A 14,360-nucleotide genomic window follows, 5' to 3' on the forward strand; every position below is an offset into this window, starting at 1 on the left:
CGGGTGGCGCTGCGCTTACCCGGCCTACGATTCAGCGCCGTTTGTAGGCCCGTGCAAGCGAAGCGCCGCCGGGCAAGAAAGGTGGCGACAATGTTTCAGCACTACGAACGCTTTTTCGGCATCATGCGCAGAAGAGTATTATCTTTCCAGAAATAGTGATGCATCAGCGCCGCCGCCGCGTGCAGGCCAATCACAAAGTAGCCCAGGTTCGCCAGCGTCTCGTGCCACTCTTTCAACATATCAACCAGGTCGAAATTGGACTCCGCCGCATGCGGCATCGCCAGGCCAAACGCAAACCAGTCGCTGCCCCGGTTGTACATCATCACAATGCCAATCAGCGGCAGCGCAATAAACAGCAGATACACCACCAGATGCCCAAGGTGGGACATCCCCGTCACCATCGCTTTTGGCTTCGGCTGAATCGGTGGCGCGCGGAATTTCAGGCGAACCAGCAGACGCGTCACCATCAGCACCAGGATACTGATACCGCACGAGACGTGGATCATATTGATCGCTGGACGCGCGGTGCGCGGGAAGAAACCTTTGAACTCCATGGCGCAGTAGGCGACGATGATTAACAGAAACACCAGCCAGTGGATGCCGATTTGCAGGCTTGTATATTTAGTGCGCATGTGATTTCCCGATTAAAAACAGTTACCGCGCCAACATAATCTCCTTTCCTTAAAAATTCATTAACTTTTCTGTATTGTTTTTCAAATACTTCCTCCCGCATGAAGCATCTTCAATTGCCGCCCTGCCCGTGATGGTCTAAGCCTGGATGAGTTCAAACTGTCGCATCGACACGTTTACAGGAGAACACCATGAGTAAAATTGGCATTAACGGCTTTGGACGCATTGGGCGCCTTGTACTGCGTCGCCTTCTTGAAACCCAGGACAGCAATACCGTCGTCGCCATCAACGACCTCACCTCACCGAAAGTGCTGGCCTACCTGCTCAGGCATGATTCCAACTACGGTGGCTTCCCGTGGAGCGTCGATTTCACCGAGGATGCGCTGATTGTGGACGGAAAAACCATTGCGGTGTACGCCGAAAAAGAGGCGAAGCACATTCCGTGGAAAGCCGCAGGCGTGGATATCGTCGTGGAGTGCACCGGCTTTTATACCTCTGAAGAGAAATCACGGGCGCACCTGGACGCCGGGGCGAAGAAAGTGCTGATCTCTGCGCCTGCGGGCGAGATGAAAACCATCGTCTACAGCGTGAATGACGACACCATTGACGCCAGTGACACCATTATTTCCGTCGCATCCTGCACCACCAACTGCCTCGCCCCGCTGGCGAAAGCCCTGAACGATGCGTTTGAAATAAAAGTGGGCACCATGACCACCATTCATGCCTATACCGGTACGCAGGCGCTGGTGGATGGCCCGCGCGGGAAAGACCTTCGCGCCTCGCGGGCGGCGGCAGAGAATATCATTCCCCACACCACCGGCGCCGCAAAGGCCATCGGTCTGGTGATCCCGGCGCTCAGCGGCAAGCTGAAGGGCCACGCGCAGCGCGTGCCGGTAAAAACGGGTTCGGTCACCGAGCTGGTCGCGATTCTGGGCAAGAAAGTCACCGTTGAGGAGATCAACGCCGCGCTGAAAAAGGCGACGCAGGGCAATAAATCGTTCGGGTATACCGACGAAGAGATTGTCTCGTCCGATGTAATTGGCTCGCATTACGGTTCGGTGTTTGACGCCACGCAGACGGAGGTGTCAGAAGCGGGAGAGCTGCAGCTGGTGAAAGCGGTAGCGTGGTATGACAACGAGTACGGTTTCGTGACGCAGCTGGTGCGGACGCTGGATAAGTTTGCGGCGCTGTGATTCTATGCCTTTATTCAGGGCTAATATGAGCAGTGAAGCATCCCCTCTCCCTGTGGGAGAGGGTTAGGGTGAGGGGAACATACGGGTGTGGTGGTCATTCCGTTCACTTTATGTTCCTTGCTACTCTTTAACGACATAACCGGTGAACGTGCCAGGGTGGCTCAATCGCCACCACCCTGGCAACCCGGGCTCCCGGCGGTAAATCGCCGCTTCGCGGTCCCCTCAGCTTATTCCTTCAGGCTATCGGGTCGGGCATGAGCCTGCATCCCTGCAGGCCACGCCCTCTCGGCGCATCCCTGCGCCTCGCCCCGGCCTTACGGAAACGCTTCGGCGATATACAGCCGGACCAGGACATTGCTGTAAGCCAAAGGTTATTCTGAAGCGGTTGTTATCGCTTCTGATTACACCCTTAAATCGAGCGCCTGGACAACGCATCCGCGAGAACCGGGTCCTGCTGTAACTGTCCCCATGCGGCAATCACAGCATCCGGGAATTCAACGTGCGCGATAAAATCCCGCCCGGCCGGACCATAGCCGTTAACGTCATCATACAAACGCGGCAGCTCCCCCAGAACCAGTGACAGGTAGCGGTCAACGGGCCACAGTCCGCTATTGCCCGCGCTAAACTCCACGCCCTCTTTGCCATTGTGCAGCGTTGGCGTAAACCCGGGATGGCTTATCCACTGCGGTGACACGGGCTCATCCCGACAAACGCGGGCAAACGTCGCCATCGTACGGCGCTGCATCGTCGGGTCCTGCACCACCAGCACCCGCCCGGTCGCTCGCTGATGCTGTTTCAGCATGTTCCAGCTAAAACGCGCGTTCTCACCGCAGTTGGTGGATTGATCCTCAATCCACCGGCGCGTCTCGGGGATCTGCCAGAACTCCCGCGCAATGTCGGCAAGAATGCTCGCTTCCGCCCGCCCTTCGACGGGCAAGGTGTGATAACGCGGATGACTGCCGATAGCGGCATATAAAAACGCGGTTGAATGACCAATACCGCCGCTAATCAGGAGCGGGATGTCTCTCTGCGTGGCAATACGGCAGGCCGCCTCAATGGTCGGGATCACCGCGTTTCCTGCCAGGATCACCGCATCGACGTCCGGGGGCTGGCGGCTGTCGCTCAGGTCGTCCTGCGCCAGCCATTCACCGACAGTATTGATGGCCGCCAGCGTGGCATCCGGCAGGATGGGAAAATGGGGCTGTTCCATGATGAACTCCTTCTCTCTATCCCTTCAGGGTAGCGACTTCAGGTTCTCAACACAACGGCGACATCGGGCCGCTCTTTTTCCTTAAACTTCCCTTCTACATTTGATTAACATGCGTAAATCATATTCACTTGAATTATCATTTGCGGCAGACGTAGAATCGCTAGCCCGCTAATTATTCAACTATTTCTAAGGTAAACGACGTTATGCGCCTGCCCGAACGCGACCCTTATGCTCCTCGCGAGTGGCAGCCACATGAGAAACCCGCCCTGCTGGGTTCGCCTTCCACACCCGAGCACAGTACGCCAAAACGCATTGCCTACGGCGTCGTTGGCCTGCTGGTGTGCCTGACGGGGGCGCTGGGAAATGCGGTGGTGACCGCCAACCTGCAAAACCTGCAGGGGACCTTTGGGGCCTGGTCGACCGAGATCGCCTGGCTGCCCGCGGTCTACGTCATGACCAACATCTCTATCAACCTGCTGCTGGTCAAGTTCCGCCAGCAGTACGGTCTGCGCGCCTTCACGGAAGGTTTTCTGGTGCTGTACGTGCTGGTGACCTTTTTCCACCTGTTCGTTAACGATCTCAGCTCGGCGCTGATGGTGCGCGCCGCGCACGGGATGGTGGCCGCCGCGCTCAGCTCGCTGGGGATTTACTACCAGATCCAGGCCTGGCCTGCGAAGCACCGCCTGAAGGCGCTCACCATCGGGATTACCGGGTCATCACTCGCTATTCCTCTGGCCCGCCTGTTTTCCACCGAACTGCTGCAGCTGGACGAATGGCGCGGGCTCTATTTCTTCGAGCTCGGGCTGGCGCTGATCTCCCTGGCCTGCGTGATAGCCTTAAAACTGCCGCCGGGCGATCGGCGAAAGGTCTTTGAGAAGAAAGACTTCATCACCTTCTTTTTAATGGCCCCCGGAATGGCCCTGCTCTGCGCCGTGCTCTCGTTGGGCCGCCTTGACTGGTGGTTCGAGGCGCCGTGGATCGGCTGGTCGCTGGCGCTGTCGCTTGTATTAATTGTGGCCGCCATCGTCTTTGAACATAACCGCGCCAACCCGCTGCTGAACACCCGCTGGCTGTCGAGCGGCAGCATCGTCCGTCTGGGGCTCATCATGCTGCTGATCCGTATCGTGCTGGCAGAGCAAAACACCGGGGTCATCGGCTGGCTGCAGTACGTGGGGTTACAGAACGAGCAGATGACCCACCTGGCGTGGTCCATTTTCGCCGGGATCGTCTGCGGGATTGTCACCAGCTGCCTCACGATTAAGCCGACCAAACTGGCGTGGCCGATTATCACCTCCCTGGCGCTGATGATTGTTGCCTCGCTGCTGGACAGCCAGTCCAACAACCTGACCCGGCCGGATCAGCTGATGCTAAGCCAGTTTCTGCTGGGCTTCGGCAGCGCCTTCTTCTTGGCGCCCGCCATGCTGGCTGCCATTGGCGGGGTGATCGCCGACCCGCGCAACCTGGTCAGCTTCTCGGTGATGTTCGGCATGAGTCAGAACCTCGGCGGCCTGCTGGGTTCCGCGATCCTCGGAACCTTCCAGACCTGGCGCGAGAAGTACCACTCCAGCCTGCTGGCGGACCAGCTCACCACGCTCAATCCGCTTGTCAACGAGCGTATCCAGCTTTACACCCAGATGTACCGGAGCCTGATTGGCGACAGTTCGCTGCTGGGAACGCAGGCGATCACGCAGCTGCAAACGGTGACGACGCTTGAGGCGAATATTCTGGCTTACAACGATACTTATCTGCTGACGGCGGGCATCGCTGCCGCCACGCTGGTCTGGATTTTATGGCGCTTGCTGCGCCTGCGCATCACTGCCCGTATGGCGCTTAAGAACGCCACCGGCAACAAATAATTTAAATATTTCTGGAGAGTTTATGAGTCAGCAGGATGCCGCCAAAGAGCAGGCCAACACCCGCAAAAATGTGCGCATTGTTTCCGTTTTCACCGCCGCTGCCATCGGTATTGTCGGCGTGCTGGTGATCCTTTACGCGTGGCAGCTTCCGCCGTTCACCCGCCACGCGCAGTTTACCGACAACGCCTACGTGCGCGGTCAGACGACGTTTATCAGCCCCCAGGTGAATGGCTATATCACCGAGGTGAAGGTTCAGGACTTTGTGCAGGTTAAAAAAGGCGACCTGCTGCTGCAGATTGATGACCGTATCTATCGTCAGCGCGTGCATCAGGCCGAGGCACAGCTGGCGATGAAAATTGCCGCGCTTAATAACAACCTGCAGCAGCGTAAAAGCGCCGAAGCGACGATCGCCAAAAACGACGCGGCGCTGAAAAATGCCCGCGCCCAGAGCCTGAAAACCCAGGCGGATTTAAAGCGCGTGAAGGATTTGACGGCGGACGGCTCGCTTTCCATTCGCGAGCGCGACGCGGCGCTGGCCAGCGCGGCCCAGGGCAGCGCCGACATCGAGCAGGCTAAAGCCTTGCTTGAGATGTCGCGTCAGGATCTGCAGACGGTAATTGTGAACCGCGGCGCGCTGGAGGCGGATGTCGAAAACGCCAAAGCGGCGCTGGAGCTGGCGCAGATAGACCTGCAAAACACCCGCATCATCGCCCCGCGCGACGGCCAGCTCGGCCAGATTGCCGTGCGTCTCGGGGCGTACGTGACCGCCGGGACCCACCTCACCACGCTGGTTCCGCCGCAGCACTGGGTGATCGCCAATATCAAAGAGACGCAGCTCGCGGAGCTGCGCGTCGGCCAGCCGGTAAAATTCACCGTCGATGCGCTGAACGACAAAGCCTATCAGGGCCGCGTGGAGAGCATCTCGCCGGCAACCGGGGTTGAATTCAGCGCCATCACGCCTGACAACGCCACCGGCAACTTTGTCAAAATCGCCCAGCGTATTCCGGTGCGCATCGAGGTGCTCGGCAAGCCTGAGGAGACCGCCCTGCTGCGTCCGGGCATGTCGGTGCAGGTGACGATTGATACGCGGGAGGGCAAACAATGACCCTTCGCCCGATAGCCGGTCTGGTGCTGGCGGTAATGCTCACCGGATGCCAGTCCGTCGACGTAAAACCGGCGCAGCCAACGCTGCAAATCCCCGCCCAGTGGCGCGCCGATTCCGGTCCTGCCAGCCCGGCGGAGCAGCTCTGGTGGCGCAATTTTCATGACAACAACCTCAACCGCTACGTGGATCGGGCGCTAAAGAACAACAGCGACGTGCTGATCGCCCGCGAACGGATTAACGAGTATCAGGCGCGGGTCTTTGCGGCCGACGGCAACCTGTTTCCGTCACTTGACGCGGGCGTAACGGGGACGCGCGCCCGTTCGCAATCCGCCGCGACCGGGCTGCCGGTCTACGGCACGCTGTACAGAGGCAGCCTGACGGCGAGCTATGACGTTGATATCTGGGGCGTCAACCGCAGCACGGCCAGTGCCGCCGAAGCCTCGCTGGCGGCGCAAAAAGCCGCCGCTGCCGCCGCGGATTTGACCGTCGCGTCTTCCGTTGCATCCGGGTATGTCACCCTGCTCTCGCTTGACGAACAGCTGCGGGTGACCGAATCCACGCTGAAATCGCGCGAAGAGGCATTTAACCTCGCGAAACGTCAGTTTGAGACGGGCTACAGCTCGCGTCTGGAGCTGATGCAGTCGGATTCCGAACTCCGCTCGACGCGAGCGCAGGTTCCTGTACTGCAGCATCAGATTGCACAGCAGGAGAACGCCCTCAGCCTGCTGCTGGGAAGCAATCCCGGTGCGTTAGCGCGCAGTGAAAGCTTTGAGGCGCTAACGCCGCTGACGCTGCCGTCACAGCTGCCTTCAACGCTCCTGAACCGTCGGCCGGATATCGTTCAGGCCGAACGCCAGCTGGTTGCGGCAGACGCCTCGCTTGCCGCGTCGCGCGCGAGCCTGCTGCCGTCGATCAACCTGACCGCGACCGGATCGATACAGGATCGCCTGCTGGACAACCCGCTTCAGCTCTGGAGCGTCGGGGGCAGTATTCTCGCCCCGCTGCTGAACCGCCAGGCGCTGAATGCGCAGGTGGATATTTCCCAGTCCCAGCGTAACCAGGCGCTGTACGCCTATGAAAAAACCGTGCGTAACGCGTTTGCCGAAGTGAATAACAGCCTTGATGCTATTACGCGCTATCAGGAACAGCTGACCGAGCTGCTTGCCCAGCAGGAGGTGGCGCAGGAGACGCTGCGCATTGCGCAGAACCGCAATCGCAACGGCTACTCTTCCTATCTGGACGTGCTGGACGCGCAGCGCACGCTGTACTCGGTTCAGACCAGCGTAGTGCAGGTGAAAAATAACCTGCTGCTGGCGCAGATCGATTTGTACAGGGCGCTGGGCGGCGGCTGGAAGAGCGCGTGAACCCCCTTGCGCGCTGATGCCCTCACCCCGACCCTCTCCCACAGGGAGAGGGAGAAAAACCCAAGGAGTCAATCTATGCATCAACAATGGTCTGCAGTAGATAATTACATGATTTCTTCGCTAATCCCTGACGATGACGTGCTTCATCAGGTACTGGAAAACAATAAACGCGCCGGGCTACCCGAACACGATGTTGCGGCCAATCAGGGGCAACTGCTGGCGCTGTTCGTGCGCATGACCCAGGCAAGACGCATCCTTGAGATTGGTACGCTGGGCGCCTATAGCTCAATCTGGATGGCGCGCGCCCTGCCGCCGGACGGAAAGCTGATTACGCTCGAGGCTGACCCGACGCATACCGATGTGGCCCGCCAGAATATTCACCTCGCGGGGCTGAACGATCGCATTGAACTGATTGAAGGCCCGGCGCTGAGCTCACTGGAGAATTTCGGTGACGTTCCGCCGTTCGACCTGATCTTTATTGATGCCGATAAGCCAAACAATCCCGGCTATCTGGAGTGGGCGCTGCACTATTCACGTCCCGGCACGATAATCATTGGCGATAACGTGGTGCGCGACGGCGAAGTGATTAACGGGCAAAGCGACGACGCGCGCGTGCTGGGGGTGCGGCGTTTTATCGAAATGATTGGGGATAACCCGCGCCTGACCGCCACCGCGCTGCAAACGGTGGGGGTTAAGGGATGGGATGGGTTTACGCTGGCAATCGTGAACGGGTGAAAATTGTGCGGCCTGATGCCCTCACCCCGACCCTCTCCCACAGGGAGAGGGAGAAAACCGGGCAAGGATTTTAAGCGGAAATCTGCTCCATCGCCTGCAGAATACGTTTATCCGAAATCGGATACGGCGTACCGAGCTGCTGGGCAAAGAAGCTGACGCGCAGCTCCTCGATCATCCAGCGGATCGCCTGCACGTCTTCATCGTCGCGGCGCGCCGGCGGCAGCTTGTTTAGCCACTGCTGCCACGCCTGCTGCACGCTCTCCACTTTCAGCATCTGCGCGCGATCGCGGTGCGGGTCGATAGCCATTTTTTCCAGACGTTTTTCAATCGCCTGCAGATAGCGCAGCGTATCGCCCAGACGCTTAAAGCCGTTGCCGGTGACGAAGCCGCGATAGACCAGCCCCGCCATCTGCGCCTTCACGTCCGACAGCCCCAGCGCCATGGTCATATCCACGCGCCCCTTCAGGCGCTTGTTGATATTGAACACGGCGGTGAGGATCTGCTCGACCTGTTTGGCTATCTCCACCACGGTGTCGTTCAGCTCTGCGCGCACCTTTTCATGAAGCTGAGCAAAGCCCTCTTCCGTCCAGACCGGACCGCCCGCCTCGTGGATCAGCTTGTCCACGCCGCAGGAGATGCAGTCGTCAATCAGATCCAGCACCTTGCCGTACGGGTTAAAGTACAGCCCGAGCTTAGCCTTGTTCGGCAGCTTCTCGTGCAGATACTTAATCGGCGACGGGATGTTGAGCAGCAGCAGACGACGCAGCCCGCGCCACATCATCTGCTGCTGTTCCAGCGGGTTATCAAACAGTTTGATCGCCACGCTGTCGCGCTCGTCCACCAGCGCAGGCCAGGCTTTGACCTTATAGTTACCGCGCTTCTGTTCGTAGCTTTCCGGAAGCTGACCAAAGCTCCAGATATGCAGCCCGCTCTGCTCGATACCGTCGTCCGCCACCGCAGACAGCGTTTCCTGAACTTTGCCTTTCAGCGCCTCTTTCAGCTCGCTCAGCGAACGCCCTTCCAGCAGCTTTTTGTTTTTATCATCCACCACGCGGAAGCTGATTTTCAGGTGATCGGGCACCTGATCCCAGTTCCAGTCCTCGCGGTCGATGGTGGTGCCGGTCATGCGTCGGAACTCGCGCTCGAGCGCGTCCAGCAGCGGCAGCTCCAGCGGCGTGACGCGGCCTAAAAACGCTTCCGCATAGTTTGGCGCAGGCACAAAGTTGCGGCGCACCGGTTTCGGCAGGGATTTGATCAGCGCAATCACCAGCTCGCGGCGCAGGCCGGGAATTTGCCATTCAAAACCGCCCTCATCGACCTGGTTTAGCAGCGGCAGCGGAATATGAACGGTCACGCCGTCCGCGTCGGCACCCGGTTCAAACTGATACGTCAGACGCAGCTTGAGGTTGCCCTGATGCCAGAAGTTCGGGTAGTCGAGCTTGCTGACCGACTCCGCCCCCTCTTTAATCAGCATGCTCTTTTCGAAGTTGAGCAGGTCAGGCGTCTCTTTGCTGGCTTTCTTCCACCAGCTGTCAAAATGGCGAGCGGAAATAACCTCGTGGCTGATACGCTGGTCGTAAAACTCAAACAGCGCCTCGTCGTCCACCAGAATGTCGCGGCGGCGGGACTTGTGCTCAAGCTCCTCCACTTCGGCGCGCAGCTTCAGGTTTTCGCGGAAGAACGCATGGCGCGTCTGCCAGTCCCCCTCCACCAGCGCGTGGCGGATAAACAGCTCGCGGCTGAGCGCCGGGTCAATCTGGCTGTAGTTGACCTTACGCGCGGCGACCACCGGCAGGCCGTAAACGGTCACCTTCTCGGTCGCCATCACCGCGCCCTGCGCGCGCTCCCAGTGCGGCTCGCTGTATGAGCGTTTCAGCAGGTGTTGCGCCACCGGCTCGACCCATTCCGGATCGATACGCGCGGCAATACGCCCCCACAGGCGGCTGGTTTCCACCAGTTCGGCAACCATGGTCCATTTCGGCGGCTTCTTGAACAGGCCAGAACCGGGGAAGATGGAGAAGCGGGCGTTGCGCGCGCCGGTATACTCCTGCTTTTCGGCGTCCTTCATCCCAATGTGGGACAGCAGGCCGGTCAGCAGCGCGATATGAATCTCGCGGTACTCCGCCGGCTCGCTGTTGACCGGAATGCCCAGCTCTTTCACCACCTGGCGCAGCTGGGTGTAGATATCCTGCCACTCGCGCACGCGCAGGTAGTTGAGGAAATCCACGCGGCACTGGCGGCGGAACTGGTTCGAGGAGAGCGCTTTCTGCTGCTCGCCGAGATAGTTCCACAGGTTTACGAAGGCGAGGAAGTCGGACTCTTTGTCGTGGAAGCGACGGTGCTTTTCGTCAGACGCCTGCTGCTTGTCCATCGGACGCTCGCGCGGATCCTGAATGGAGAGCGCCGAGGTAATGATCATCGCCTCGCGCACGCAGCCGTGCTTCTGCGCTTCCAGCACCATACGGGCCAGACGCGGATCCACCGGCAGCTGGCTGAGCTGGCGGCCCAGCGGCGTTAGCTTGTAGACCGTCGCCTGCTCGTCGGTGGTAATGGCGCCGAGCTCTTCCAGCAGACGTACGCCGTCCTGAATGTTGCGTTTATCCGGCGCTTCGACGAACGGGAACGCCGCGATATCGCCCAGCCCCAGCGCGGTCATCTGCAGGATAACGGACGCCAGGTTGGTGCGCAGAATTTCCGGGTCGGTAAACTCCGGGCGCGACAGGAAATCATCTTCGGAATAGAGACGAATACAGATCCCTTCCGAGACGCGGCCGCAGCGGCCTTTACGCTGGTTAGCGGACGCCTGGGAGACCGGCTCAATCGGCAGCCGCTGAACCTTCGTGCGGTAGCTGTAGCGGCTGATGCGCGCCGTGCCCGGGTCGATAACGTATTTAATCCCCGGCACGGTCAGCGAGGTTTCCGCCACGTTGGTCGCCAGCACGATGCGTCGCCCGCCGTGCGGCTGGAATACGCGGTTCTGCTCGCTGTTTGACAGGCGCGCGTAAAGCGGCAGGATCTCCGTGTGGCGCAGGTCGCGCTTGCTGAGCGCATCGGCGGTATCGCGGATTTCGCGCTCGCCGCTCATGAAGATCAGGATGTCGCCCGCGCTTTCGTTGCCCAGCTCGTCAACGGCGTCGAAGATGGCCTGCAGCTGGTCGCGCTCGGTATCGTCCGCCTCTTCAACAATCGGGCGATAGCGCACTTCAACCGGATACGTGCGTCCTGACACCTCGATAATCGGCGCATTGTTGAAATGCTTTGAGAAGCGCTCAGGGTCGATGGTCGCGGAGGTGATGATGATTTTCAGATCCGGGCGACGCGGCAGCAGCTCTTTCAGGTAGCCGAGCAGGAAGTCGATGTTCAGGCTGCGCTCGTGCGCTTCGTCAATGATAATGGTGTCGTACTGCATCAGCAGGCGATCCTGCTGGATTTCCGCCAGCAGAATACCGTCGGTCATCAGCTTGACCATGGTGTTATCGCTAACGTGGTCGCTGAATCGCACCTTGTAACCGATGCAGCCGCCCGGCTCCGTCTGCAGCTCTTCGGCAATACGGTTCGCCACGGTGCGTGCCGCCAGTCGACGCGGCTGGGTGTGGCCTATCAGCCCTTTTAGCCCGCGTCCCAGCTCCATACAGATTTTCGGCAGCTGGGTGGTTTTCCCCGAGCCGGTTTCCCCCGCAACAATCACCACCTGGTGGTCGCGGACGGCCTCAAGGATGTCCTGTTTTTTCTGGCTGACGGGCAGGTTTTCCGGGTAGGTAATTGCCGGACGTGCAGCTTCGCGCAGCACAACTTTCCCTGCCGCCTGTTCAATCTCTTTCGCCATCTCCTGGTAAATGGCCTGTTGTGCATCAGGATTTTTAACCTTCTTCACGCCGTGCAGACGGCGGGCAAAGCGCTGTTTATCGCGCAGCATCAGAGAATCAAGCTGTTGCAGGAGCATCGGGAAGGTTAATTTTTGTTGTTCTGTCATAGCGTTAAAGGGCAGTACACGCCCTGATAAACTCTCTTTTTAATGATTGCTATAGAGTACCACATCGACGCCTTTCGCGCCTTATTCAAAAAATTCGAACATAGGCTTCGATATATTGCGCTATCTCTGTGGCAGGATTGTGAATAGAGTGTCAACAAGCAACGGGGCAACCCCCTTCAATCAAATGCAACAACAGGAATCACCCATGAGCAAAGTATTAGTTTTGAAATCCAGTATTCTGGCAGGGTACTCTCAGTCTGGTCAGCTGTCTGATTACTTCGTTGAACAGTGGCGTGAACAGCATTCCGCTGACGAAATCACCGTGCGTGACCTGGCTGCAAACCCAATTCCTGTGCTGGACGGCGAGCTGGTTGGCGCGCTGCGCCCAAGCGATGCACCGCTGTCTCCACGTCAGCAGGAAGCCCTGGCCCTGTCCGACGAGCTGATTGCCGAGCTGCAGGCGCACGACGTTATCGTCATCAACGCCCCAATGTACAACTTCAACATCCCTACCCAGCTGAAGAACTACTTCGACCTGGTGGCGCGCGCTGGCGTAACCTTCCGTTACACCGAGAACGGCCCTGAAGGTCTGGTGAAAGGTAAACGTGCGATCGTACTGACCAGCCGTGGCGGTATCCATAAAGACACCCCAACCGACCTGGTTGCACCGTACCTGAGCCTGTTCCTGGGCTTCATCGGCATCACCGACGTGAACTTCGTGTTCGCTGAAGGTATCGCTTACGGTCCGGAAGTGGCGACCAAAGCGCAGACCGATGCGAAAGCCGCCATCGACAGCCTGGTAGCAGCCTAAGACTTCACCCTCTCACCGCCTGGTGGGAGGGTTTTTCTTTTCCCCGCATTTCGTTATCATCCGCTCCCACTCTCCAGCCGGGCGGCCTGATGTCTGCGATTATTGATTCTTTTATTGCCCCACCGTGTCACGACGACATTCAGATCCTCTGGCAGGATGAACATCTGCTGCTGATCGATAAGCCTTCCGGTCTGCTCAGCCTCTCGGGCAAAAATCCGCAAAACCTTGATTCCGTCCATTATCGTCTGGTCCAGACGTTCCCCGGCTGCACGCTGGTACACCGTCTGGATTTCGGCACGTCCGGGCTGATGGTGGTTGCGCGCAATAAGGCCATCAACGCGGCGCTGTGCCAGCAGTTCAGCCAGCGCAGCGTGGAGAAGGTCTACAGCGCCCTGCTTTGCGGCCATGTGGAAAACGACGAGGGAATAATAGACGCGCCAATTGCCAAAGACCCGGCGCTGTTCCCGCTGATGTCGATTTGCGCCATCAACGGAAAACCCGCCCGCTCCCGCTATCGGGTAGTGGAACGGTTTTATCAGGGTACGGGACTGCCGTTAACGCGGGTGATGCTTACGCCGGAGACCGGGCGAACCCATCAGCTGCGTATTCACTGTCAGCAGCTGGGGCACCCGATTCTGGGCTGCGATCTGTATGGCGGTCTTGAAGCGCCGGGGGCGGAGGAAACGCCCCGGCTGATGCTGCATGCAAGCGAACTGAATTTTATTCATCCCGTGAGCGGAGAGCCGGTTAACGCCCGTCACGCCGCCCCGTTCTGAATGCGGTTTACCACATCAAATCGTCAGGGATTTTGAAGTCCGCGTACGGATCGTCTTCGTCCTGCTCTTCCTGACTTAGCGCGCTGTTTAACACGATGCTGTCGGCATCGCGCTGGGCAATTTTATCGGCCACCACCGCCGGAATAATCGCGTATTCACAGTCGCCGCTGGCGTTGATGACCAGACGGGCAATCGCCAGACGGCCATTAATCAGCTGAGCCTGGGTTTGCTTGTCGACGTCGATTTTTTTGATCAGATTACCGTCGGTGAAGTTAAAGGTGATGTTACCTTTCGCCACGGTGATGCGGTTCATCTCAATCAGCTGCTTCACCTGTGCTTTAAACTCTTTCGCAAGCACGGCCTGCTTCTGCTGTTCGCTCAGCAGCTTGTCGCGCTCGATCTGCGCTTTCTTGTTCTCTTCTACCGCTTCCCGAGCTTCACGCGCCTGAACGCGTGATTTCTTTGCCGTGCGCTGCACTTTTGCCGCTTTTTTGCTGCTGACCAGGCCCGCTTTCAGCATCTGCTCTTGTAAGGTGAGTTTTGTCATGATTGTTTCTAAACCGGTTGGAAATTTTGGGGATTATAGCGGGAATTGCGGAGCGTGTGCCAGAGAAGTAGGCATGGCGCTTTGTCGCATGGGCCTTGTTTATTATTTATTCAGCGTTTACTAACGTTACAGCCGCAAGAGTGATTAAAAATTGTCAGGT

Annotated in this window: 11 protein-coding genes; 7 read left to right on the top strand and 4 right to left on the bottom strand. The window is 58.6% G+C overall.

The features are described from left to right. Nucleotides 1–101: 101 nt before the first annotated feature. Nucleotides 102–632 carry a cytochrome b561 gene (cybB, locus tag HCH49_RS06070; protein ID WP_023311642.1) on the bottom strand — a complete coding sequence of 177 codons (531 nt, stop codon included), beginning with the start codon at nt 630–632 and terminating at the stop codon, nt 102–104. Between the two features lie 189 nt (nt 633–821). Between cybB and gap the strand changes: the two genes are divergently transcribed. Then, entirely contained in the window at nt 822–1,823 is a 1,002-nt protein-coding gene (gap, locus tag HCH49_RS06075) for a type I glyceraldehyde-3-phosphate dehydrogenase (RefSeq protein WP_029740556.1), read from the top strand. Nucleotides 1,824–2,232: 409 nt separating this feature from the next. Here gap and HCH49_RS06080 read toward each other — a convergent pair whose 3' ends face one another. Further along, the gene (locus HCH49_RS06080; protein ID WP_221702375.1) at nt 2,233–3,033 is read right to left on the bottom strand and encodes a YdcF family protein; all 801 of its coding nucleotides are present in this window, start codon (nt 3,031–3,033) and stop codon (nt 2,233–2,235) included. Nucleotides 3,034–3,236: 203 nt separating this feature from the next. On the opposite strand from HCH49_RS06080, the gene HCH49_RS06085 reads away from it, so the two are divergent. The 4 genes from HCH49_RS06085 to HCH49_RS06100 all read left to right on the top strand — a co-directional run bounded on the left by HCH49_RS06085 (nt 3,237) and on the right by HCH49_RS06100 (nt 8,093). Beyond that, nucleotides 3,237–4,889: an MFS transporter gene (locus HCH49_RS06085; protein WP_039262556.1), complete on the top strand. Its 1,653-nt coding sequence runs from the start codon at nt 3,237–3,239 to the stop codon at nt 4,887–4,889. Between the two features lie 22 nt (nt 4,890–4,911). Next, entirely contained in the window at nt 4,912–5,994 is a 1,083-nt protein-coding gene (locus HCH49_RS06090; RefSeq protein WP_033145473.1) for an HlyD family secretion protein, read from the top strand. Continuing rightward, the gene (locus HCH49_RS06095) at nt 5,991–7,358 is read left to right on the top strand and encodes an efflux transporter outer membrane subunit (protein ID WP_221702376.1); all 1,368 of its coding nucleotides are present in this window, start codon (nt 5,991–5,993) and stop codon (nt 7,356–7,358) included. The genes HCH49_RS06090 and HCH49_RS06095 overlap by 4 nt, the downstream gene beginning before the upstream one ends. A 75-nt stretch (nt 7,359–7,433) precedes the next feature. After that, nucleotides 7,434–8,093 (top strand): O-methyltransferase, encoded by a 660-nt coding sequence (locus HCH49_RS06100; RefSeq protein ID WP_221702377.1) that lies wholly within the window; start codon nt 7,434–7,436, stop codon nt 8,091–8,093. Between the two features lie 70 nt (nt 8,094–8,163). Here the strand turns inward: HCH49_RS06100 and hrpA are convergent, their stop codons facing one another. Further along, a complete protein-coding gene (gene hrpA, locus HCH49_RS06105; RefSeq protein ID WP_221702378.1) occupies nt 8,164–12,066 on the bottom strand; it encodes an ATP-dependent RNA helicase HrpA in 3,903 nt (1,300 codons plus the stop codon). A 205-nt stretch (nt 12,067–12,271) separates the two neighbouring features. Here hrpA and azoR point away from each other — a divergent pair, with 205 nt between their 5' ends. Further along, nucleotides 12,272–12,877: an FMN-dependent NADH-azoreductase gene (gene azoR / locus HCH49_RS06110; RefSeq protein ID WP_008502313.1), complete on the top strand. Its 606-nt coding sequence runs from the start codon at nt 12,272–12,274 to the stop codon at nt 12,875–12,877. Between the two features lie 89 nt (nt 12,878–12,966). After that, nucleotides 12,967–13,653 (top strand): RluA family pseudouridine synthase, encoded by a 687-nt coding sequence (locus HCH49_RS06115; RefSeq protein WP_221702379.1) that lies wholly within the window; start codon nt 12,967–12,969, stop codon nt 13,651–13,653. 7 nt (nt 13,654–13,660) lie between these two features. On the opposite strand, the gene HCH49_RS06120 is transcribed toward HCH49_RS06115, so the two are convergent. Next, the gene (locus HCH49_RS06120) at nt 13,661–14,200 is read right to left on the bottom strand and encodes a DUF2058 domain-containing protein (protein ID WP_023311631.1); all 540 of its coding nucleotides are present in this window, start codon (nt 14,198–14,200) and stop codon (nt 13,661–13,663) included. Nucleotides 14,201–14,360 lie beyond the last annotated feature (160 nt).

It is taken from the genome of Enterobacter sp. Y17 (assembly GCF_019730495.1).
GTDB lineage: Bacteria > Pseudomonadota > Gammaproteobacteria > Enterobacterales > Enterobacteriaceae > Enterobacter > Enterobacter asburiae_B.

Excerpts from the sequence above, each read along its gene's own strand:
- cybB (WP_023311642.1), bottom strand. The coding sequence starts at position 632 with ATGCGCACTAAATATACAAGCCTGCAAATCGGCATCCACTGGCTGGTG.
- gap (WP_029740556.1), top strand. The coding sequence starts at position 822 with ATGAGTAAAATTGGCATTAACGGCTTTGGACGCATTGGGCGCCTTGTA.
- HCH49_RS06080 (WP_221702375.1), bottom strand. The coding sequence starts at position 3,033 with ATGGAACAGCCCCATTTTCCCATCCTGCCGGATGCCACGCTGGCGGCC.
- HCH49_RS06085 (WP_039262556.1), top strand. The coding sequence starts at position 3,237 with ATGCGCCTGCCCGAACGCGACCCTTATGCTCCTCGCGAGTGGCAGCCA.
- HCH49_RS06090 (WP_033145473.1), top strand. The coding sequence starts at position 4,912 with ATGAGTCAGCAGGATGCCGCCAAAGAGCAGGCCAACACCCGCAAAAAT.
- HCH49_RS06095 (WP_221702376.1), top strand. The coding sequence starts at position 5,991 with ATGACCCTTCGCCCGATAGCCGGTCTGGTGCTGGCGGTAATGCTCACC.
- HCH49_RS06100 (WP_221702377.1), top strand. The coding sequence starts at position 7,434 with ATGCATCAACAATGGTCTGCAGTAGATAATTACATGATTTCTTCGCTA.
- hrpA (WP_221702378.1), bottom strand. The coding sequence starts at position 12,066 with ATGACAGAACAACAAAAATTAACCTTCCCGATGCTCCTGCAACAGCTT.
- azoR (WP_008502313.1), top strand. The coding sequence starts at position 12,272 with ATGAGCAAAGTATTAGTTTTGAAATCCAGTATTCTGGCAGGGTACTCT.
- HCH49_RS06115 (WP_221702379.1), top strand. The coding sequence starts at position 12,967 with ATGTCTGCGATTATTGATTCTTTTATTGCCCCACCGTGTCACGACGAC.
- HCH49_RS06120 (WP_023311631.1), bottom strand. The coding sequence starts at position 14,200 with ATGACAAAACTCACCTTACAAGAGCAGATGCTGAAAGCGGGCCTGGTC.